A 22,177-nucleotide genomic window follows, 5' to 3' on the forward strand; every position below is an offset into this window, starting at 1 on the left:
AAGATTCTCTCGGTTGATATAGAATACTTAATTAATCTTGTAAAAATGAAAGGACATCTACTACTGCTTTTTCACCTTGCTCAATACAATCTGGTATTCCAACACCTTCAAAGGAACTTCCAGTTAAAAACACACCTGGAATTTGATGCTGTGCTTCTTTACGAATTGTAGCTATCCTCTCAAGATGCCCAACAGTATATTGAGGCATTGCATTATGCCAACGAGTGATGACACTGAAGTCAGGTTCTGCTGTAATATTCATTGTCTTATTTAAATCATTTAACACGATGGATGTTATTTCATCGTCTGTTAAATCCACTACTTCCTGGTCATTTGGCTTCCCAACATAACATCGAATTAACGCTTTTCCATCTGGTGTTGTTGCAGGCCACTTTTTATGTGTCCACGTACAAGCTGTAATCCGATAATCACTATTTCGTGAAACAACAAAGCCTGTTCCATCAATGTCCTGCTTTATCGCGGATCTATCAAAAGCCATCGCGACATTCGCAACAGAAGTTGATGGCACTTCTGTAAACACCTTCATAAAATCATATTGGCTAAACAATTTCGGTATTGTTTTATGTGGCGTTGTTACGATTAACGAGCTAGCCTTCAAGACATTCCCATCACTTAACAGTACATGATACCCAGATTCCTTCTTCTCCACATGATCTACTGCAGCGTTTAATAGAATAGATTCTTGATCGATATTTTCTACTAATTTATCAACAATCGTCTCAAGACCATTTGGAAAGGAGAAAAACGCACCAGGAACTTTCCCAGTAGTTTGTGACGCTTTTGGCATAGTTTGCTTCAATCCTTTTATCAAGCTACCATATTTCTGCTCAAGCTGATAAAAGTTAGGAAAAGTAGCCATTAAACTCATCTTATCAATATCACCTGAATAAATACCTGAAAGTAATGGTTCAATTTCATTTTCAACTAATTCATTCCCAAAACGTCTTCGCATAAAAGCACCGAGCGATTGGTCAGATTTCTCCTCACCCTTTGCCTTTGTCAAATCTAGTAATGCTCTCATTTTACCAATTGGTGAAACTAATCCCGAACGGAGGAACGGCCCAATTTGCTTTGGTATTCCCATAAAAGCACCCTTTGGCATTTTGTGAAGCTTACCTTCTACTAGAATATACGATTGTCCAGTTCCATTGCGCACCATTTCATCCTTTAAGCCCAGCTCCTCAACTAGTTTTACACCTGGCTTTTTTCGAGCAATTATCGAATCTGGTCCACGTTCTATCGTAAAGCCATCCTGCTTATAGGTTTGAATTTTTCCACCTAGACGATTACTAGCTTCTACTAGTTTAACGTCGTACGGTAATTTTTTTTCACGAATCGCTTTTTGTAAATAATAGGCAGCGGTTAACCCAGTTATTCCGCCGCCTATTATTACGATTGTTTGTTTTTCCATTACGCATCACGCTTTACTCGATTTTGTACAACCGTTGCTAATGTTTCGATAAATAAAGGATGAACATTAGGCATTTCTGGACGATAGTAGCTAGCACCTAATTCGTCACAAACAACTTTACATTCATAATCATTATCATAAAGTACTTCCAGGTGATCTGCGATAAATCCAACTGGAGCATAAACAAATGAACGATATCCTTTTTCATCATAAAGTGTACGCGTTAAATCTTGAACATCTGGTCCTAGCCATGGATCAGGTGTATTTCCCTCACTCTGCCAGCCTAACTCATAATTTTTGATACCTGCTTTTTCGGAAATAAGCTTTGCAGTTTCCTTTAACTGGTCTGGATAAGGATCTCCATTTTGTAGAATTTTTTCTGGTAAGCTGTGCGCTGATACTACTAATACTGCTTTTTCACGCTCTTCATCCGTCATTTTTGCATATTGTTTATTGATTTGCTCTGCCCAATACTGAACAAAACCTGGCGCATCATACCAGCTTTCTACAGCCTTAATAGAAATACCGTATTTATCAGCTTCTGCTTGTGCACGTGTGTTATACGATTTCACACTAAATGTTGAATAGTGTGGTGCTAGTACAATGGACACTGCTTCCTGAATCCCATCTTTGCCCATTTCCTCAACAGCATCTTCAATAAAAGGATTGATATGCTTTAATCCAATATAAGCTTTATATTCGTACTCCTCCTGCATTTCATTAAGCTTTGTTTCAAGAGCTTTTGTTTGTTCTTCGGTAATTCTAGCCAAAGGAGAAGTTCCACCTATCGCTTTATAACGGTCCTTTAAATCCTGTAATTGCTCATCTGATGGCTTTCTACCATGACGAATATGTGTATAATATGGCTCAATATCCTCTTCTTTATATGGTGTTCCATAAGCCATCACTAATAGTCCCATTTTCTTTCTTCCCATTATTCTACACCTCTTTAGTATGATTTGATTCAATGTACTATCGTTTCGAATACGTATGAATGAAGTCAGTAAGTCTTTTTAATGTCGCTGGTTGAATATCAGGTGTCACACCATGTCCTAAATTAAACACATGACGACCATCTTCCATTGATTGATCTAGGATTGCTCTTGTACGACTCTCAATCGTATCCCAATCTGCCAATAAAATTGCAGGATCTAAGTTCCCTTGTAATACCTTCGTCACTCCAAGATCACGGGCTTCTTTAATCGAAGTTCTCCAATCCAAGCCAATTACATCAATTGGCAAATCATTCCACTCTAATAACAAGTGACTTGCGCCAACACCAAACATAATTAATGGCACATCATCATGGCGGAGCTCAGAGAAGATTCGGTTCATAACAGGCTTAATAAATGTACGGTAATCTGCCACATTTAAGGCACCAACCCAAGAATCAAAAAATTGAATTGCTTTGACACCCGCTCTTATTTGGGATTTAACATATGTAATAGTCATATCTGCAAGCTTATCCATCAATGCAAACCACGCTTCTGATTGTGAATACATGAATGCTTTCGTTTTGCCATAATTTTTTGATGGTCCACCTTCAATAAGATAACTAGCAAGCGTAAACGGCGCACCACTGAACCCAATTAATGGAACAGTTAATTGTTCCTCTGTCAATAATCGAATTGTTTCTAATACGTATGGTACATCTTCCTCAGGATTAATTGTGCCTAGTTTTTCAACATCTTCCATGCTTTTAATAGGATTTGCAATTACTGGACCAATTCCTGCTTTAATGTCAACATCAATTCCAATTGCGGGTAATGGTGACATAATGTCCTTATAAAGAATTGCTGCATCCACATTATAATTTTCAACTGGTAGCCTTGTTACATATGCACAAAGCTCTGGCTGATGTGTAATCTCAAATAAAGAATATTTTTCTTTTATCTTTCTATATTCTTCTTGAGATCTACCTGCCTGTCTCATAAACCATGCAGGAGTATAAGCTGTTGCTTCTCCTTTATACGCGCGAATAATAGTGTCATTAAGCTTCATTTTCTCACCCTTTTTGGACGTAATGAAGAAGTTTATCTTCTAACCAACATCCATATTTATTCATTTAATTACTTTCGGGCATAGGCCCACGATCTAATAGGTCATCATCCTCTTCTACTATACCGATTTCCGTCATAACTGTATAGCAACACATGACTATTGTCATGAATTTGTCTAATTTATTATAACTTTATACGCCATTTGTGGGATGTTAAGACATACATGCACTTCATTAAACATATTGCCTGGGAAATATCGACTATTTTGTCGAATTCATTTGGCTAATAGTTATGTAATATTAATTCCATCAATTGCTAACCATACTGTATAGTAGAAGATTCGGTTATAAATTTAAATATTATACGGTAAAATGTTAAAATGGATACAAAGCTAAATGATTTCCTATAATAAGTGTGTAGCGCTATTACCACTTAATCAACAATTTACATTATACGACAACTAGTAAAAAACTTAAACTGATAGGAATTACTAATTAATAATTATTTTAACAAAGGAAAAATTGGAGGAGAGGTTACGAAATGAATGCATTTATGACAAATGGTACATACGACTTTCTCTTGAAATTAGCAGAAAAATACCCTGCAATTAAATTCCACTTTATGAAAGGTACTTCGAATGACGTAGCATATTATGAAGGTACAAAGCAAAGTGTTTTTGTTTCAGGTAGAGCATTTGAAGTCTTAGTTCAATCTGGGGACATTTTGGACAGTGGTTACGTTGTAATGAATAATATCCCAGTAACCGATGAAGGTGTTCCTATATTTGAAGATAATTTCAAAAAGAGACAGCAGGCGATTGACAAGCAAGAGGGCTTTCAAGCTTTTCGTCTCCTGAAGCCAACGAAAGGGAATACCTATATTGTATTTACGCAATGGGATTCCATGGATAGCTTTGAACAATGGAAAGACTCTGAAGGATTTCAAAAGGCTCATGTCGATACAAAACCATCTGCCTATTTTGCAGACAGACCTTTTGTAAACACATACCATATGATAGAAAAAGACAAGAAATAATGAAAAACCAAGCACCTAGTATGGTGCTTGGTTTTTCGCTAATTAAGGACGTATTCCTCAAAAAACTTCTCATATTCTTCTTCCGTTTTCTGACCTTCTAATCGAATAACCTCTTCTCCATCCTCGTAATAAACAAGAGTCGGAGTAGATGTAATTCCAAATCGAGTCACTTCATTACTGAACTCTAACAGATTCAATTTCTTCATATCTACTCCCATATCTTCTGCTAATGGCGAAAGATATGGTGTTGTATTTTGACAATAAACACATATCGGGCTGTAGTAATATACGGTTACAGCGTCACCATTATCAATTTGTTCAATTAAGTCATCTGGTAATATTTGATTTCCGTAGTTTGGATCATCCAGTTGATCAATTGTTGCTTGATCTAGGTCATTCGTTCCATATGGATTATCTTCAAGCGCCTTATTATTCTTATAGTCTATTACAAAATACAGCGCGATTATTAACACAACAATTACGCCGACAATTGCTAGCATCTTCTTTTGCATTTTATTTCCCCCTATATTGTTTTAATAGTACTACATGGGCAATGAATATTAGGATAAATGCTGTACCTGCTAAAAATGGTATTGTTATGAACCCAAAATAATTTACGTATTGAAAATTACATGGAACCAACCCGCAGGAACCACCTGCTTCACTTAAGGCAGGCAATTTTTGTATACCATAATGATATGCTGATAGGCACATCCCTATTCCGCTCATAACTAATCCAGGTAATGCAATGGACAAATCTTTTTTTAATAACGCTGTCCCATATATGACAACAAGCGGATACATCAAGATGCGTTGATACCAACACAGCTCACACGGCTCATATCCCATTATTTCTGAAAAAAACAAACTCCCTGCAGTTGCGACAGCTGCAATTCCCCATATTCCAAGTAGAAAATTCTCTTTCTTCTTCGAATGATCCATTTCGGAAGTCTCCTCGTTATTTTAATTTTCCCTAGTATTATACTAGGGTTTGCTCAAAATAACAAAAAAGAGGGCTTAGCCCTCTTGCGTTAATAATTGATTTTTGTGAACGTAAACTGCTGCCTGTGTACGATCATGCACATCCAATTTTGCTAGGATATTACTTACATGTGTTTTAACTGTTTTAATACCAATATAGAGTTTCTCACTAATTTCTAGGTTCGTCATTCCGTTTCCAATGCACAGAAGCACTTCCATTTCTCTATCCGTTAATTCATCGTGTGGTTTTCGTTTCTCCCCTCTAAAACTCGTCATCATTTTACTAGCTACTTTTGGTTCAATTACATTCTCTCCAGTAGCGGCTTTTTTAATAGCGGTGACGATTTCATCCGCCGATGACGTTTTTAATAAATAACTAAATGCACCAGCTTCAAGTGCAGGAAAAACCTGTTGATCATCATAATAGCTTGTTAGGATAATAATCTTACAAGATGGATACTGCTGCATAACTTGCTTTGTAGCATCTATTCCCGTACCGTTATCCATCATTAAATCCATTAACACGACATCTGGCTTTTCCGCTAAGATAAGCTTTGCTCCATCATTCCCACTACTCGCTTGACCGATAACATCGATCTCTGGATCAGTTTGTAAATACGCAATAATTCCTTTACGCACAATCTCATGATCATCAACAACAACAACTCGAATCATTTTCAGTCTCCCCCTAACCCCTTTATCATCACTATATCAAAATTAGCCTTTAGCATGGTATTCGAATATCAATATATGTGCCTTCATCAATGTTAGACCTTATGGTGAATGTACCACCTAACTCCTCGCTTCTTTCCTTCATCGTTTTTAATCCGTAGGATGTCTTTTTGGCATGATCATGTTCTAAATCAAATCCTTTGCCATTATCAGCAATATGCATGAATAGTTCATTTCCACGAAGCGAGATATCTATTTTAACAACAGTAGCATTAGCATGGCGAAGGATATTGGATAAGGACTCTTGTATAATACGAAACACATGCTCCTCCGTTGCTTCAGAAAGCTTTAAATTATCGTTGATGACTAATTGAAAATCTATTTGTGATTTCTGACTTAATTCATCAACAAGCTTTTGAATTCCTTTAGGTAATGGATCTCCAGAAAGGTGAACTGGTCGTAAATGTAATAAAAGTGCCCGCATTTCAGTTTGTGCTTGTAGTGCTGCATATGCGACTTCCATCATTTGCTCCTTCGCTAATTCTGGATTTATATCCAATTGTTTAATGGAAGCTTCTGACATCATCGTTAAGGCAAATAGTTGCTGACTCACTGCATCATGTAAATCACGAGCAATTCGCTGTCTTTCCTCAATTACCGCAGACTTATGTGCAGATTTGGCTAACTCTGCTTTTTCATCTGCTAATCGTTGCAGTGACTTTACTTGATTTTGTAGTTTTTCCCCAAGCTCATTTAACTCATTTCCAATACGAGAGAGCTCGTCACCTTCATTAAAGTAAATGCGAGATTGATAGTTTCCATTAGCGAATTGGGTAATCAAAACAGAGAGATAATCCATGCGCTGCTTCAAATCACCACTTGATCGAAAACCAACATAAACGGATACAAAAAACGCGACTAACCCATACAATATAATAAATAAATAAATGCTATTGGACGTTAACCATTCGGGACTAATGAGTACATAGATTGAGAGTAGAATTGCTAATATGGTTACCGTCGTTAAAAACAATCCATTAAAATGCGAAATGATATAGCTATAACGAATACTCGAAAAACGATTCTTCACTATAATCCCCCTTATACGGAGTCAACCCTGATTGAACCCGCCTTTAGTTTTAAAGTTAAATCTAACTTTCTAGTGGCATTATCATAATTTGTTGACACATATTTAAGGGAGCGATTAATTCCATCTACAGTTTGGCCAACAATATCAATATCCCCTGCCTTAACAGATGCATTTACTTGGAATTCAAGATTTTCTGGAATTAAAATGTGGACATCCCCAGCTAGTGCACTAATTGTAATTGGGATTTCCTTTTCAGGAATATATGCCTTCGAGAAGTCATAATAGAAATCTCCTGCCAATGTTTTAATGGTAGTTGGCTCTACCTTCCAATTTGGTTGATTAAATTCATGATTACCTACAGTAAAGAAAGAACTGTTATGATTTTCTTTATCATTCTTTTCACTACTACTTTCAATAATCACTTTAGGTCTTGTCGATTTTCCGATAAACATAAAACCAAAATAAACAATTAATAACGGCCATAGCTTGAATACATCATTAAACGTAAAGGATATTACCTCAAAGCGATCTAATAATAGCAATGCTCCAAATATAAAGAAGAACGATCCCCAGAAATAGCTACCACCACGGTGCCTTACTCGATCTACCACCCATTTAATACCGACTAATGCAAATAACGATGGATAGATATAACTCCATGCATTTCTACTATTAAAATCCATTACTCCTATATTTTCTAATACCAGTACAACACCGAAACCAATCAGTGCAGCGGCTATTAGATAACGGAAAAAACCATTTTTCATCCTATCTCTCTCCCTTGTGAAAATTTATATCCTAGTATTTTTTTATTTCTTAGATTGTAGATTGCAATAAGGGTAACGATAATTCCACTTATGATAATGATTGTTTGAATACTTACACCAATTGCGATAAGCGATGAAGTAACAATATATGATATAGGAATTAATCCTGTAGAAACCGTCATAAATAGGCTCATCATCCTACCAAGCATACGTTTCTCAGTAGTTTGCTGCAACATAGTGATTAAAGGGATATTAATTAATTGTGTCAGGATTGACATAAGTGCTACTAAACCAGCCGTAAGTACAATATTAGCCGAGATACCTGTTGCGATATATAACAACCCTAAGCCAATAATGCTAACGACCAAGGTTATTCCCGGTTTTTTCAACTTAATGGCAGCTAACAAAATTGCACCTGCTAATGCTCCGACCCCCATAGAAGTCTGTATCGTTGCTAAGCTAACGGCATTTCCGCCAAAAATATCCTTCACGATTATTGGCATTCCAATTGAAAATGGGCCCGAGAAAAAGAAATTAATAAACAATGCCATTACAACAATGGAAATTACAAGTTCATTCTTGCGGACGTAGCTTAGGCCTTCTTTTAACTCGGTCCATGGAGTAGGCTTATTTCCCTGAACATCTTCCTCTTTTTTCATACGGATGAACAATACTGCAAAAGACGCTATTAACAGCATCACTAGTGATACGGAAAATACTCCTTTAAAGCCTAGTAAAGCAATTAATGTACCACCTAGTGCTGGACCAAGAATTGGACTAATTTGACTCGTCATTTGAATTAAGGAATTACCTCTTTGTAATTGTTTTTCTTCAAGTAACGTTGGTACTAATGCATTCATCGCTGGATAGCTGAAAGCATCCGAAACACCAAATAGCCCCGCTAAAACTAATAGATGCCATACGGCAACGGAATCAGTCCAAATTAACAGAACCAAAATACTTATCAAAACTGCACGACTGAGGTCTGACCAAAATAGGATTGTCCGCTTATTCATTCGATCGGCAATTAATCCGCCAATAGACAGAAATATTAATCTTGGTATAGCAGCCACAAAAAATAGCATTCCAAAGTAAAAACGATTATCGGTTATACTTAACATCAACCACTCGGCTCCAATTAAATAGACAAAATAGCCAGGTGAAGAAAACAATGCACTAATTAATAAAAGAACAAAGTTTCGATTATGAAATATCGGAACCTTTAACTCTTCCTGTTTTACTATAGCTTCCATTGTTAATGCTCCCCTCTTGTCTTCTCTTATCTCTATCTTAGACATTTCCTTAAAAGGGGAAAACCATCTCTAGAATGCTTTTATCTCAGACCTTAGACCGATTCCTTTTTCTCTGTATAAATTCATATAGATAAATAAGGGCTAGTAAGCATAAAAATCCGATAATAAATCCTGCTACAATATCGGTGAGAAAATGAACATTAATGACATATCTACTGATTCCTATTAATAATACAAGTAAACCAAAGAAAGCTTGCAATGCTAAAATTATCTTTGTCGATTTCAGCTTCTTAGCTAGAAAATAGGATAAAAGCCCATAACAAACCATGGGAATCATGGCATGTCCAGATGGAAAGCTCTCGCCTACTGCATTCGCCTCTTCTAGTATGGAAGGTCTATCACGTCCAACAATAAGCTTTATCAATTTATTAAATTCATGCGTGGCAAATATCCCAGCGCCAAAAATAACACCCGGTAGCCAGTCTCGAAATATAATAATAAGAATGACAACCATTACACCTGTGAATGGATACATAAATTGCTTTGATCCTAAATTAGTAACTTCTCTAAAAAAGTCATATGTATAGGTATCTGGAAAAGTGCTTACTAACGATCTAGTCCACTGATCAATATAAGGGATTTCACCCTGCATAATTTTGACGACCCAAATTCCGATAACGATTAACATAACTGTAAAAAATGATATGATGACAATATTACGTTTCTTCAATCTATGTGAAGCCTCCTGTTAAAATAACGTTAATTCCATCATAGCTTATCCAGAAGTTTATTCAAAATTAATTTTTTTCACTAGAAAAAAAGATGCTATAATAGTAGAAAAATCAAAGGAGGAACGGTAAATGCTTCAAGATATCTATCAAGCAATCGATGCATTATTTCCTGATATGGTTGAGATTCGACGCTATTTACACCAGTATCCAGAACTATCCTTTCAAGAGGTTAAAACCGCACAATACATAGCAGAATATTATGATAAATTAGGTATTCCTTATCAAAAAAATGTTGGTGGTAATGGAATTGTTGCTACACTTAAGGGGGCTAAACCCGGTAAAACAATTGCACTTAGAGCAGATTTTGACGCCCTACCAATCCAAGATGAAAAGGATGTGCCATATAAATCAAAAGTTGATGGTGTTATGCATGCATGTGGTCATGATGGGCACACTGCAACTTTATTAGCTGTAGCGAAGGTGATGCAAGCACATCAGGAGGAATTACCTGGTACATTAGTTTTCATCCACCAGCATGCGGAAGAATATGCTCCTGGTGGTGCTAAGCCAATGATCGAAGCTGGTGCACTAGATAATGTAGATGCAGTATTGGGAACGCACTTATGGGCAACAACTCCATTCGGTAGGATACAAACTTCAAAAGATGTCTTAATGGCTGGTGCAGATCGTTTTGAAATTACCATCCAAGGACAAGGTGGACACGGAGCATATCCACACGAGACAAAAGACTCCATTGTTATCGGTTCACAGCTTGTTTCACAGCTCCAACAGATTGTTAGTAGAAGAATTGACCCGTTAGAAACTGCAGTACTTACTATTGGAATTTTTGAAGCAGGTAATGCTTTTAACATCATTGCAGACACCGCCAGATTAGTTGGAACTGTTCGCTATTTGAACACAGAAATTCAAGACCAAGTCATTCACGAAATGGAAAAAATCATTGAAGGGGTTTCAGTTGCCAATAACTGTACCTATACGTTCCAATACGACAAGGGTTATCCTCCAGTAAAAAATCATGCAGCAGAAGCACAATTAATATTGGACGTGAGTAGAGAAATTCCAGAAGTTGAAACCGCAGAAGAAATTATTCCTGTAATGGGTGGAGAAGACTTCGCTTATTACTTACTTGAAAAACCTGGGGCATATTTCTTTACTGGAGCACAAAAAGAAGGCAACTATTATCCTCATCATCACCCACGTTTTGACTTTGATGAAAGAGCGATGCCAGTTGCCGCAAAAACCTTGATTGGTGCTTATTATGCTTATCAGAATAAATAATTGAAACGAAAATAAATGAAATCCGTTTCACTTTGTATGAAGCTTATTAACAAATTAATTCCTTATATAAAAGAAGCAGTCGTCGGAAATAGTCCAACGACTGCTTCTTTATGCCAATTTTTGCTTTACGTAGCCATTGATAAAGCCATACGTAAAAACGAGTCCTGCTCCTAAGGTAATCGCAAAACCTAAGTAAGCTTGTATGAAAAGAAAAATAATCGAGAATATAAAGAGTTGTAAAAATGCTAATTGAAACAACCACTTTAATAGAGCACTTCTCCTATGTTCGATTTCAACAGGGTATAAATCTAACCAAATAATCGTTCGGTGATGCTGATACAGCGTCATCATTTGGAAGCTGCTCATATACAAGAAAAGTAATGCAAAGACAATCTTCATCCAAAAACTAGGTATGAAATAAATGAATAAACCTCCAATTACGATTAACCGAATGTACATAGATAAATAATCGCCACCACGTAGAAATGTAATTCGATATAAGTAATCGTATGTATGCTTTCTCTCAAATGAAATGTTTCTTTCGATGATAGATACTAATCCATGACGAGGTTTAATACGATTTTTTAAATGCGGAACATCCGTAAACATGTTTGCAAATCGGTAAAAGGATTGCATTCGATGTGAATCCTTTTCCACTAACAATTCCCAAGCAAGCCCTGCTTGTCTTCTTGATAACGTTAAATCATACAAAAATACAATAATGAACATAATGGTTGTAATGCCCGCTAATAGCATTTCTCCACTAACAAGAAAATAAAGAACAGCAATGTTTAGAAATACACGCGCAACCTGATCCGTATAGCGAATTGCATTGTCTCGAACCTTTAGCATCCACCAATTCGCCATTAAATTCCAGAGTTTAAAAATTAAAACTACAGCTAATGTCAACCAGTAAGTACCTCCAGTTCGATCTGGAAACGTTGCAAAATACAGTGGACCAAATGCTGCAAATACAATCACAACCATATATAGTTGAATAACAAAGCTATATATTAATGCATTTCGAAAATAGGCCCCCATTTTATGCTCAGCAGTAATAAGGAAGACTAAATCAGGCTCCTTCAGAAGTGTTCTGACTGGGCTATAGCTAACAATAATCCCAAGAACTATTCCCATGACCCAAGATGTAGGAAAATTCTCTGGTAATGTCGTTAACCATTGCTGGTAGAAATATGCTAGTGCAGATACTAAAAAAAGCATTGCAAATGCAATATGACCATTGAATATGTAACGAAGATATCGGCTAGTTTCTTTCAAATGGGCGTTAAAACGCTTCAGAAAAAAGTCATGAGAATTAAACATGGCTATCTTCCTTTGTTAATTGGATGTATAAATCATCCAATGTTGCACGCGGCATATCAAATTGCTCCCGTAATTCCTCTAATGTACCAAGCGCTCGAATATCTCCTTCATGCAAAATCACAAACCGATCACAATAGCGCTCCGCTGTCGCTAAAATATGAGTCGACATTAATATACCTGACCCTTTTTGCTTCATATCTTCCATTAAATTTAGATAGGATTGGATTCCTAGTGGATCTAATCCTACAAATGGCTCGTCCACAATATACAGAGGTGGTTCAATAAGAAAAGCACACATAATCATGACTTTTTGACGCATGCCCTTAGAAAAATGAACCGGAAACCATTTTAGTTTCTTCTCCATTCGAAACTCTTTCAATAAGATCTGTAGTCTTTTTTCAAAAGTATCTTCTGGTATATTGTAAGCCATTGCTGTTAAACGCAAATGCTCATATAACGTTAGCTCATCGTAAAGAATTGGCATCTCAGGAATATATGCCAATTGATTTCTATATTCGGATGGATTGTCACGAAATGTCTTTCCATTAATGGAAATATTGCCTTTTTTTGGTTGCATTAAACCAATAATGTGTTTAATGGTTGTACTTTTTCCTGCTCCATTTAAACCAATTAATCCGACTATCTCCTTGGAATTCACCTCAAACGAAACACCATGGAGTACATTTTTATGGGTATAGCCCCCAACCAAATTGTCAATGTGAAGTAACGGTTTCACAAGCTTTCCCCCTAATCTGCTCACTTGATAAAAATTTTATCATTATTGCCTACAAATTCCAAAGGAAACTCTCTTACGATTTTCGACATTTTTTTAAAAAGGAATGTATAGAAATGAAAAAATTGCTCAAAATACTAGAGAAGAGTCGAGGAAGGTTCACAGTACTACCAATTGTTAAACACAAATGAGGTGTTAGTGTTGGAAAAAGTGATGCTTCACTAAATTAAATGTGTTAAAAAAACAAATGGGGTGTCGGTGAAAAATAATCTAATGAAATAAAACTCTTTTGTTAGAAGAAATCTCAACGCCAAGGGATACTAGCAAAAAGGTTTTTTGTAAAACCTATGAGTAGCTAATGCGAAAAAACGGTAATTACAAGTCCCCACATTAGTATTATGTCCTCGGCTCTTCTTAACAGGCATCGCCCTTAAGGGCGAGCCTGTTTCTTTGTTTTTAAATGGTTAAGACTTTACATACCTTGGTCTAACTCATTACAATATAAGAAAACTGTTAGGAGTTGACTATGAATGGCGCATGAGAATTGTATTTTCTGCAAAATAATAGCTGGAGAAATTCCATCAGCGAAAGTATATGAAGATGAAGATGTCTATGCATTCTTAGATATTAGTCAGGTAACAAAGGGTCATACGTTAGTAATTCCCAAAACTCATACAAAGAATATTTATGAAACGCCAAGTGAAGTTGCTAGCTCCCTCTTTGCACGGGTACCTAAAATAGCCAATGCAATTAAGGCTGCTTTTCAACCGAGTGGAATGAATTTGTTAAACAATAATGAGCCTGCAGCTGATCAATCTGTGTTTCATTTACATATTCATTTAATACCTCGGTATGGTGAGGGTGATGGATATTCTGCTAATTGGACAGTCCATTCGGAGAGTTACCAGCAAGAAGAATTACAGCAAATAGCAAATAACATAGGTAAGGAAATTAAATAATCCAAAAATAGAAAACACTTCAAAATACTGCTTTTTATTTATTTTGATATTTGTTATACTAATAGTAAGTTTCTGCAACTGACAACGAGTGTACAGTTGAGGAACTAAAAAATAGAGCTGAGTTAGCTTAGTTGAGGAGAGATACAAATGAATACAAGGGTACTAGTCATTTTATCACTATTAGTGGGGATTGGCGCAGCATTACATTTTGTAATGCCATCGATTTACGGTGTCACGCCTGACATGATGTTAGCGATGATGTTCTTAGGAATAATGTTATTTCCTAAGTTCCAATATGTAGTAGTTTTAGCTATTACGACAGGTGTTTTATCAGCTTTAACAACACAGGCACCAGGTGGACAAATTGCAAACATGGTTGAAAAGCCGATTACAGCAATCGTGTTTTTTGCATTATTTTTGCTTATAAAAGACAGAGCGAATATAAGATTTAGTGCACCGATTTTAACTGCAATTGGTACATTGATCAGTGGATCAATTTTCCTTGGATTGGCACTTTACGTCATTGGCTTGATGGAGGGTGCATTCTTACTAGCATTTGCTACAGCGGTATTACCTGCTGCTGGATTAAATACGGTACTAATGATTATCATTTATCCAGTTGTACAGCAAATTTTGCGACGATCCAAACCAATTACAGTCTAATAACGATAGTTAAATCCTCTGGCGTTTTGTAATGTCAGAGGATTTTTTAAAATACATATCGTTAATGCTAATCCATTTTTTCTGTAGGTATACGTATTATCTAACATAAAAAGAGAAAAATATAGTAAGTGGGAAAGGAGCGGAATGATTATGGCAAGAGGTAAATCATTAATTTTTGGTATTATGGTTGGAAGTGTAGTTGGTGCTACTGCAACATTATTAAGTACTCCGGCTTCTGGGAAGCAATTAAGAGGTAAGGTGAAATCCCAAAGCTTGGAATGGAAGGAACTATTGCTAAGTCTTAAACTAGATGGCTTACGTTTGAAAAGACAAATCGCCGCAACATCGAAAGAAGGTGTCGGCTTAATAAAAGATTTAACGCAAGAAATGAAAAACTCTGTAACAGAGTGGAAGCAATCAGTCGAGCCACACCAACAAAATATTCATCAATACTTAGAGCAAATTGAGACAAGCCTAAAGGATTTAGAAGAAAAAGTTAATTCCAGTAACAAGAAAAATGCATAATGAAGGACCCTGCCAGCACAATAACAGTGCTGGTTTTATTTATTTTGATGACTATCCTTGTTTATTTAACTTTTTAAGTTACTGATCCCTAACTTTCAAACAACAAAAAACCTGTAAACTTTAAAGTTTACAGGTTTCATAGTGTTACTCGATACCTTCAGTCCACTCTGATACTTTTTCTTGATTATCTTCAACCCAGTTAGCTGCAGCTTCTTCTGCATCTGCACCTTCTGAGATTTCAAGCATTACAGACTCAATGTCTTCTGTAGTCCAATTGAAGTTATCAAGTACTTGATATGCTTCTGGCATATCCTCTTCTAATCCTTCGCGAGCCATTGTTTCGATTTTCTCAGCTCCACCAAATGTACCATTTGGATCTTCTAAATATTTAAGGTCATATTTTGCAAATTTCCAGTGTGGAGACCAACCAGTAACAATAATTTCCTCTTCATTATCATAAGCTTCACCTAAAGCAGTTGCCATTGCACCACTTGAAGAAGTAACAACTTCCCAATCAGCAAGATTATCATATTCTTCTAAAGCATCCTCTGCGGAACCAACTACACCAGAACCAGGTTCAATACCTGTAATCTTCATGTCCGCTTCATCTGTTAAATCAGCAATAGAATTAACATCCATATAAGACGGTACAACTAGACCAATTTTAGCTCCTTCTAGGTTTGGTCCAAGCTCAACCATTTGATCACCATATTGTTCAAACTGCTCCGCATGTGTTCCTGGTAACCAAGCTGCAACCATCGCATCTGCTTCACCGTTTGCAACGGCTTCCCACATGATTGAGTTATCAAGAGCTGTTAATGTTACATCATAACCTAAATCCTCAAGTACTTTACCAACAACATGAGTAGAAGCAATTTCCGTGTCCCATGTAACATAAGCAAGTTCGATTTCTTGTCCATCACCAACAGATGATGAGCCTTCAGAATCTCCATTCGATGTATCCTCGTCTGAAGAACAACCTGCTGCAAATAGTGATAATGAAAGTCCAGCAATGATTCCTAGACGTTTCCAATTACGTTTAAACATAATCCTAAATCTCCCCTTTTTTGTAATTTATATATGGAACTTTTCAAATGAAAAGATTGCCAACATTATATATTCCTTATGCTTTTTTATTGACGCTTTGTGTAAAGCGGTCAATAATAATCGCTAGAATAACAATACCTAGTCCAGCAACAAATCCTGTACCAACATCAGAACGTTGTAGCGCTGTTAATACTTCCTTACCAAGTCCTGGTGCCCCAATCATGGACGCTATAACAACCATCGATAAGGCAAGCATGACGGTTTGGTTAATCCCAGCCATAATCGTTGTTTTCGCCATTGGAAGCTCAACCTTTAATAGTTTTTGCATACCTGTGCTTCCAAACGCTTCGGATGCTTCAACTAATTCCTTGGATACTTCTCGAATACCTAAATTCGTAAACCTTACTGTTGGTGGAGTTGCAAATATTAATGATGCAAATACTCCCGGTACCATACCGATTCCAAAGAAGGCAACAGCAGGTATTAAGTATACGAATGCAGGCATCGTCTGCATAAAATCAAGTATTGGTTTAATAATTGCTTCAGTCGTTTTACTTTTGGACATTAATATCCCAATTGGCACCCCAATAATGACAGAAAGGATACTCGCAATCAGAACGAGTGTCACTGTGCTCATGAGCTGCTCCCAAAATCCTAAATTCGAAATCAACCACAGACCAACTATCGAAAAGACCGTAAGTCCAAGTTTTCTTCCAGATAGAATAAATGCTAATACAGCAACTATAATAATGAAGACACTTTCTGGAATAAGCATTAATACATCCTCAGAAAACCATTCCATAAAGTTTCCTAAATGCTCTTTTATTGGCTCGAATAAAACAGCAAAGCTTTCCTTTGTCCACTCTGTAAAGCTTTCAGCCCAGTCATCAATTGGTATACCTTCTGTAAACCAATTTTTTAATGTATTAAACATTTTCGATGTTCACCTCACCATCTCCAGCAAGTGCAGCAATAACAGCACCCCGTACAATAATCCCTGCTAGCTTATTGTTCTCAACAACAGCAACAGGCACCGGTGAACCATTCACCACAGCAAAGATATCATGCATAGCTGTATCTTTCTCCACTTGTTTAATATCAGTTCTTAATATTTCCTGAATGTCGCGAATTTCTTTTTTCTTGGCCTCAGACGCATCATCAGCTGTCACGTAGCCCTTAAGATTTCGCTTGCTATCCACTACTAATATGCTTGATATACCGGATTCCTTCATACGCTCCAATGCCACACGAGGACCGTGTTTTTCAATATTAATTGTTTCAGGACGCTTCATAATATGTTGTGCTGTTAGGACTTTTGAACGATCTACATCCTCTACAAACCGCTCAACATAATCATTGGCAGGATTAACCAGAATTTCTTCAGGTGTACCTATTTGTACAATAGAACCATCCTTCATTAGTGCGATACGGTCTCCAATACGTAATGCTTCATCTAAATCATGTGTGATAAAGATAATTGTCTTCTTCATAGTAGATTGCAATTCTATTAATTCATCTTGCATATCCTTACGAATTAATGGGTCTAAAGCCGAGAAAGCCTCGTCCATTAATAAAACTTCCGGGTCATTAGCTAATGCTCTTGCTAGCCCGACACGTTGCTGCATACCACCTGATAATTGGTCAGGCTTTTGGTCTACATAACCACCGAGTCCCACCAGTTCAAGTGCTTCTTTTGCTTTCTTACTTCTTTCTTCTTTGGGTACCTTTTGGATTTCTAATCCGTATTCAGCATTTTGCAGGACTGTTCGATTCGGGAATAGCGCAAATCGCTGGAAAACCATTCCGAGTTTTTCACGTCGGACTTCTCGAAGTCCCTTCTTATCCATTTTTGCTAAATCTTGCCCATCAATTAATATGCTTCCTTCAGTTGGTTCAATCAATCGATTTATTAACCGAACTAATGTTGATTTACCACTTCCGGATAGGCCCATGATGACAAAAATCTCTCCTTCTTCTACGGAGAATGATGCACGGTTAACACCAACTGTACTGCCCGTTTTCTTTAATATTTCATCTTTGGCAGAACCTTGTGCTAACATTTCTAATGCTTCCTTTGGATTCTTACCAAAAACCTTTGTTAAATTTTTTGCCTCTATTATCGGCATATCTTTCACCTCTTTTTGAAAAGCCATTCTGCGAAATGACTTCTTTGAAATCGTAGATTAATAGAATTTATAAAAGCTAGCCGCGTTTCGCTTACTGTAATACTATATACTTTTTTATATGAACAGGACAAACTTTATATACCTTTATTTTTGATTGTATTTTTTATACAGTTAAAACTGTACGTACTTTTCACAGGTTTTCCTTATAAATACTCCTAATACCTCCCATTTCCAGCACAACTATGCATTTTCAAAAAAAGGATTAGTGTTGTACCCTTGTTATAGGCTAGTTTTAGGAGGTTTGCATGTTGGACAACAGCAACGAAACAATTAGGAATCGAATTCTACTTGAATTTGCAAAAACCGTAGAATTATTTGATTTAAACCCATTAGAGGCTCGATTATTTACTTATTTATATGTAGAGGGAGAAGCCTTAACATTAGATGATATGAGCGATGCACTAGGAAAAAGCAAGACTTCGATGAGTACCAGTGTCCGTAGTCTAGTAGAATTAAATCTTGTAAAGCGCGTGTGGAAAAAAGGTGTACGAAAGGATTTATATCAAGCAAATACGTATCTTTTCAAGCAATTTATGAGCTTTTATATGAAGAAGTGGATTGATGCATCCGAAGATCGTAAAGAAGCATTGTTAGATATTAAATACCAATTAGAAAATCTCTCTTCCAAAAACGATAGTCAAAATCTCCAAGAAAAGCTAGAGTCCATTATCGAATTTCACCAGCAATTAGATAGCTTTTTCAAAGAAGCTTCCGAGATTAAAAATTAAAAAACTCTCAGAGACTTATTGCTCTGAGAGTTTTTTAACTTCTATAATTTTTTCATAGTTTACCTTCGTTTATTAATTTGATAAATTCTTCAAGAAGTAATGGAAAATATCCTTCGTCCTTCAAGGCCATTACCGTTTCCGTTGGTTCTAGCTTCTCATTTAGCATTCCAGCAAAGCACACTAGAAGTGAAGAAAAATTAAGTAATCCCTCTTCCTTTTGCTCCAAATATTGCTCTTCAATTCGTCCCAGTAATTGAAACAATTCATCATATTCTTCCTCTGTAATATTCCGTTCAATTACAAGCTTTGTGAAAGGGTATTGTGTTTCATCAATTGTTCTTGAAAGTAACTGTAATTGAAATGTTGCCAAATTGTTAACCTCACACACGTCAAAACCCCCTCCTTGACCCATACCACATCCAATTATCTGAATATACTTTTTATTATTAGTAATTTTTAATAATTTTTTTTGTAAAAGGTATTGCTTTTTTTTGCATAAGATACTATCATCAAAAAGGCTTAAATAAACCGTAATGATTATTGGACTACGTTAATATTCTATCAATAACAAAGCTTGTTCTGAATGAAGTGGAGGGATCTCAAAATGAACTGCTGGAAATCAATCAACTTAGATAAACAATATGGGATAAGATGGCTTCAATTCATTTCCTTTCTAATTGGTCTTATGGCGTTTATTATTATGTACGTACCGTTTTCTATGTTTCATGAAGGAAAACCAGTACATGACTCAGGAATTATGTTATTTGTGCTTGCCATAATCCTGTTGCCGACCCTTCATTCTCTAATGCATATTTTACCATTATTCGTACTGAATAAACGAATAAAATTAATTTGTATTCGAAAAAGAGTATTGCCAATCTTAACTTTTTATACCGATTCGCATGTAAGTAAATACGCATCCATACTGTCAGCGATAGCGCCAACGATTACCATTACACTTCCTGGAATTATCATGGCTCTCTTATTTCCAAGTTTGTATGTTTATTTACTCATTGCCACTTCTATTAACATTGGCATGACTGTCATTGATTTTCTCTATATTAGACATCTAATTAGAGCTCCAAGAAATGCCTATATTGAAAATGGCGATGACGGATTTGATATCCTCTTAAAAGCAAACTAAGAAACCTGGATTTTTCCAGGTTTCTTTTTTGTTTAAGGCCGTTTTTTTGTAACTTTACTATTCATGAAGTGAAAATTTTGTTACAGTATGTATTAGAAATCTTTATATAAATGATATTTCACGAAGAATGATTTATATAATTTCGCATAGATATTAGGTTAGATTTATTCATGTTTGGGGGAGGATGTAAGATAGATGATTATTATTTTCCTTTTATATGCTTCAATTATTTTATTTATTTTTAATTCATTAACGGATAAGTTTTGTAAAAAGTTAGAAATGAATGCTGCGAAACAAGCAAACGTATTTCGAGTAACAAATATTATGATCCTTATCTTACTAGTGTCCTCATACGTTAAAGTATTAAATGCAATGATTTAATTCTTTCTTTTATCAGTAGCAGGCTTTATAAATTTAATGTTTAGACTATTAATTTATGGACTAGTTATGGTATATTATTCAATAGTCACAGAGTAACAAATTAGATTAGGAGTGTAATTTTCATGAAAAAACTTACAATAGCTACTATTACAGCTGGTGCATTATTGCTTTCTGCTTGTAGCTCTGACAAAGAATCTGAAGTAGTAGTTGAAACAAAAGCAGGGGACATTACAAAAGAAGAATTTTATTCAGAAATGAAGGACTATGTTGGTGAAAGTATGCTTTACAACATGGTTGTGATAAAAGTATTAGAGGACAAATATGAAGTAACAGACAAAGAAGTGGATGAAGCAGTTCAAAAAGTAAAGGATGAGCAAGGTGATATGTTCTCCATGTGGTTAATGCAACAAGGTTACCCAGATGAAGATGCTTTCCGTGAACAAACTTATCAAAGACTTTTACAAGAAAAGCTTGTTTTTGAAGATATTGAAATCTCCGATGAGCAAATAGAAGAAAAATTTAATGAAATGAAAGAAAATAGAGAAATTGAAATCCGTGCAAGCCACATCCTAGTAGAGGACGAAGCAACTGCTAAGGAAGTGAAGCAGAAATTGGACGATGGTGCTGATTTTGCAGAACTAGCTCAAGAATATTCTTCGGATGACTCAGCTGCTAACGGTGGAGATTTAGGTTATTTTGCAACTGGCAAAATGGTAAAAGAATTTGAGGATGCTGCTTATAGCCTAGGAGAAAATGAAGTGAGTGGTCCAGTTAAATCGGAACATGGTTATCACATCATTAAAGTTACAGATATTCCAACATTAGAAGAAAAAACAGAAGATATACGCAGACAGTTAGCAATGGAACAGGTTGATAATGCAACAGTCCAAGAAAAAATGAATTCTCTTCTTAAAGATGCAGATATCGATGTAAAAATTGAAGATTACAAAGACTTATTTAAAATTGAAGAAGCCGCACAAGGCTAAAATTTGAAAAGGCTAGTACATGATTATGTACTAGCCTTTTATTAATTGGTTAGCTGTTCTTTTTGCTTCAAACGTTGTTCGCGTTCCTCTTCAATTCGCTTCATATACACTTGACCATCTCGTTCAATATAGTGCTTTTCAAGCTCTTTTTCGGCACGCATTGCACGAAATGCCATATACCCACTAAAGAAAATAAACAATATCAACACAAAAATCCACCAAGGCATTCCAAATATCATGTT

26 protein-coding genes are annotated in these 22,177 nt (G+C 36.0%); 9 read left to right on the forward strand and 17 right to left on the reverse strand.

Annotation, left to right across the window (positions count from 1 at the left end; all coding sequences use genetic code 11):
• Positions 1-31: 31 nt before the first annotated feature.
• From hemY to hemE, 3 genes are read right to left on the reverse strand one after another with little or no spacing between them, the layout of a single operon-like run.
• Positions 32-1,432 carry a protoporphyrinogen oxidase gene (gene hemY, locus ABC228_RS10905; protein ID WP_345825165.1) on the reverse strand — a complete coding sequence of 467 codons (1,401 nt, stop codon included), beginning with the start codon at positions 1,430-1,432 and terminating at the stop codon, positions 32-34.
• On the reverse strand, positions 1,432-2,367 hold the full coding sequence (hemH, locus tag ABC228_RS10910; RefSeq protein WP_345825166.1) for a ferrochelatase: 936 nt from the start codon (positions 2,365-2,367) through the stop codon (positions 1,432-1,434). The genes hemY and hemH overlap by 1 nt, the downstream gene beginning before the upstream one ends.
• A 37-nt stretch (positions 2,368-2,404) precedes the next feature.
• A complete protein-coding gene (hemE, locus tag ABC228_RS10915; protein WP_345825167.1) occupies positions 2,405-3,433 on the reverse strand; it encodes a uroporphyrinogen decarboxylase in 1,029 nt (342 codons plus the stop codon).
• A 539-nt stretch (positions 3,434-3,972) separates the two neighbouring features.
• Between hemE and ABC228_RS10920 the strand changes: the two genes are divergently transcribed.
• On the forward strand, positions 3,973-4,467 hold the full coding sequence (locus tag ABC228_RS10920) for an antibiotic biosynthesis monooxygenase family protein (RefSeq protein WP_345825168.1): 495 nt from the start codon (positions 3,973-3,975) through the stop codon (positions 4,465-4,467).
• A 38-nt stretch (positions 4,468-4,505) separates the two neighbouring features.
• On the opposite strand, the gene ABC228_RS10925 is transcribed toward ABC228_RS10920, so the two are convergent.
• The 7 genes from ABC228_RS10925 to ABC228_RS10955 all read right to left on the reverse strand — a co-directional run bounded on the left by ABC228_RS10925 (position 4,506) and on the right by ABC228_RS10955 (position 9,960).
• Positions 4,506-4,979, reverse strand: a complete 474-nt coding sequence (locus ABC228_RS10925) for a thioredoxin family protein (RefSeq protein ID WP_345825169.1) — start codon at positions 4,977-4,979, stop codon at positions 4,506-4,508.
• Between the two features lies 1 nt (position 4,980).
• Positions 4,981-5,409 (reverse strand): disulfide oxidoreductase, encoded by a 429-nt coding sequence (locus ABC228_RS10930; protein WP_345825170.1) that lies wholly within the window; start codon positions 5,407-5,409, stop codon positions 4,981-4,983.
• Positions 5,410-5,484: 75 nt separating this feature from the next.
• On the reverse strand, positions 5,485-6,123 hold the full coding sequence (locus ABC228_RS10935; protein ID WP_345825171.1) for a response regulator: 639 nt from the start codon (positions 6,121-6,123) through the stop codon (positions 5,485-5,487).
• A 49-nt stretch (positions 6,124-6,172) separates the two neighbouring features.
• Positions 6,173-7,210 carry a sensor histidine kinase gene (locus tag ABC228_RS10940; RefSeq protein ID WP_345825172.1) on the reverse strand — a complete coding sequence of 346 codons (1,038 nt, stop codon included), beginning with the start codon at positions 7,208-7,210 and terminating at the stop codon, positions 6,173-6,175.
• 11 nt (positions 7,211-7,221) lie between these two features.
• Positions 7,222-7,977: a cell wall-active antibiotics response protein LiaF gene (gene liaF, locus ABC228_RS10945; RefSeq protein ID WP_345825173.1), complete on the reverse strand. Its 756-nt coding sequence runs from the start codon at positions 7,975-7,977 to the stop codon at positions 7,222-7,224.
• The gene (locus ABC228_RS10950) at positions 7,974-9,230 is read right to left on the reverse strand and encodes an MFS transporter (RefSeq protein WP_345825174.1); all 1,257 of its coding nucleotides are present in this window, start codon (positions 9,228-9,230) and stop codon (positions 7,974-7,976) included. Before ABC228_RS10950 ends, liaF begins: the two co-directional genes overlap by 4 nt.
• 85 nt (positions 9,231-9,315) lie before the next feature.
• Positions 9,316-9,960, reverse strand: a complete 645-nt coding sequence (locus ABC228_RS10955; protein ID WP_345825176.1) for a phosphatase PAP2 family protein — start codon at positions 9,958-9,960, stop codon at positions 9,316-9,318.
• Between the two features lie 130 nt (positions 9,961-10,090).
• Between ABC228_RS10955 and ABC228_RS10960 the strand changes: the two genes are divergently transcribed.
• Positions 10,091-11,260: a M20 metallopeptidase family protein gene (locus ABC228_RS10960; RefSeq protein ID WP_345825177.1), complete on the forward strand. Its 1,170-nt coding sequence runs from the start codon at positions 10,091-10,093 to the stop codon at positions 11,258-11,260.
• 108 nt (positions 11,261-11,368) lie between these two features.
• Here ABC228_RS10960 and ABC228_RS10965 read toward each other — a convergent pair whose 3' ends face one another.
• Both ABC228_RS10965 and ABC228_RS10970 read right to left on the reverse strand, forming a co-directional pair.
• Positions 11,369-12,583 (reverse strand): ABC transporter permease, encoded by a 1,215-nt coding sequence (locus ABC228_RS10965; RefSeq protein ID WP_345825178.1) that lies wholly within the window; start codon positions 12,581-12,583, stop codon positions 11,369-11,371.
• Entirely contained in the window at positions 12,576-13,319 is a 744-nt protein-coding gene (locus tag ABC228_RS10970) for an ABC transporter ATP-binding protein (protein WP_345825179.1), read from the reverse strand. The genes ABC228_RS10965 and ABC228_RS10970 overlap by 8 nt, the downstream gene beginning before the upstream one ends.
• 527 nt (positions 13,320-13,846) lie before the next feature.
• Here ABC228_RS10970 and ABC228_RS10975 point away from each other — a divergent pair.
• From ABC228_RS10975 to ABC228_RS10985, 3 genes are all read left to right on the forward strand, one after another.
• Positions 13,847-14,275: an HIT family protein gene (locus ABC228_RS10975; protein ID WP_345825180.1), complete on the forward strand. Its 429-nt coding sequence runs from the start codon at positions 13,847-13,849 to the stop codon at positions 14,273-14,275.
• Positions 14,276-14,422: 147 nt separating this feature from the next.
• Positions 14,423-14,938: a tryptophan transporter gene (locus ABC228_RS10980; protein ID WP_345825181.1), complete on the forward strand. Its 516-nt coding sequence runs from the start codon at positions 14,423-14,425 to the stop codon at positions 14,936-14,938.
• A 150-nt stretch (positions 14,939-15,088) separates the two neighbouring features.
• Entirely contained in the window at positions 15,089-15,463 is a 375-nt protein-coding gene (locus ABC228_RS10985; RefSeq protein ID WP_345825182.1) for a YtxH domain-containing protein, read from the forward strand.
• A 144-nt stretch (positions 15,464-15,607) separates the two neighbouring features.
• On the opposite strand, the gene ABC228_RS10990 is transcribed toward ABC228_RS10985, so the two are convergent.
• From ABC228_RS10990 to ABC228_RS11000, 3 genes are all read right to left on the reverse strand, one after another.
• On the reverse strand, positions 15,608-16,510 hold the full coding sequence (locus ABC228_RS10990) for a glycine betaine ABC transporter substrate-binding protein (protein ID WP_345825183.1): 903 nt from the start codon (positions 16,508-16,510) through the stop codon (positions 15,608-15,610).
• 76 nt (positions 16,511-16,586) lie between these two features.
• Positions 16,587-17,444 (reverse strand): ABC transporter permease, encoded by an 858-nt coding sequence (locus ABC228_RS10995; RefSeq protein WP_345825184.1) that lies wholly within the window; start codon positions 17,442-17,444, stop codon positions 16,587-16,589.
• Complete coding sequence (locus ABC228_RS11000; RefSeq protein WP_345825520.1) at positions 17,437-18,636, reverse strand: quaternary amine ABC transporter ATP-binding protein; 1,200 nt, start codon at positions 18,634-18,636, stop codon at positions 17,437-17,439. The genes ABC228_RS10995 and ABC228_RS11000 overlap by 8 nt, the downstream gene beginning before the upstream one ends.
• 305 nt (positions 18,637-18,941) lie before the next feature.
• On the opposite strand from ABC228_RS11000, the gene ABC228_RS11005 reads away from it, so the two are divergent.
• Entirely contained in the window at positions 18,942-19,424 is a 483-nt protein-coding gene (locus tag ABC228_RS11005) for a GbsR/MarR family transcriptional regulator (RefSeq protein WP_345825185.1), read from the forward strand.
• A gap of 52 nt (positions 19,425-19,476) precedes the next feature.
• Here the strand turns inward: ABC228_RS11005 and ABC228_RS11010 are convergent, their stop codons facing one another.
• Positions 19,477-19,812 carry a DUF1878 family protein gene (locus ABC228_RS11010; RefSeq protein WP_345825186.1) on the reverse strand — a complete coding sequence of 112 codons (336 nt, stop codon included), beginning with the start codon at positions 19,810-19,812 and terminating at the stop codon, positions 19,477-19,479.
• A gap of 216 nt (positions 19,813-20,028) precedes the next feature.
• Between ABC228_RS11010 and ABC228_RS11015 the strand changes: the two genes are divergently transcribed.
• From ABC228_RS11015 to ABC228_RS11025, 3 genes are all read left to right on the forward strand, one after another.
• Positions 20,029-20,568 carry a DUF3267 domain-containing protein gene (locus ABC228_RS11015; RefSeq protein ID WP_345825187.1) on the forward strand — a complete coding sequence of 180 codons (540 nt, stop codon included), beginning with the start codon at positions 20,029-20,031 and terminating at the stop codon, positions 20,566-20,568.
• Positions 20,569-20,763: 195 nt separating this feature from the next.
• Positions 20,764-20,949, forward strand: a complete 186-nt coding sequence (locus ABC228_RS11020; protein WP_345825188.1) for a hypothetical protein — start codon at positions 20,764-20,766, stop codon at positions 20,947-20,949.
• A 122-nt stretch (positions 20,950-21,071) separates the two neighbouring features.
• Positions 21,072-21,935, forward strand: a complete 864-nt coding sequence (locus tag ABC228_RS11025; protein ID WP_345825189.1) for a peptidylprolyl isomerase — start codon at positions 21,072-21,074, stop codon at positions 21,933-21,935.
• 41 nt (positions 21,936-21,976) lie between these two features.
• Here ABC228_RS11025 and ABC228_RS11030 read toward each other — a convergent pair whose 3' ends face one another.
• The gene (locus ABC228_RS11030) at positions 21,977-22,174 is read right to left on the reverse strand and encodes a sporulation YhaL family protein (RefSeq protein WP_345825190.1); all 198 of its coding nucleotides are present in this window, start codon (positions 22,172-22,174) and stop codon (positions 21,977-21,979) included.
• Positions 22,175-22,177: the final 3 nt, after the last annotated feature.

The sequence above is a fragment of the Ornithinibacillus xuwenensis genome, assembly GCF_039614845.1.
GTDB lineage: Bacteria > Bacillota > Bacilli > Bacillales > Amphibacillaceae > Ornithinibacillus > Ornithinibacillus xuwenensis.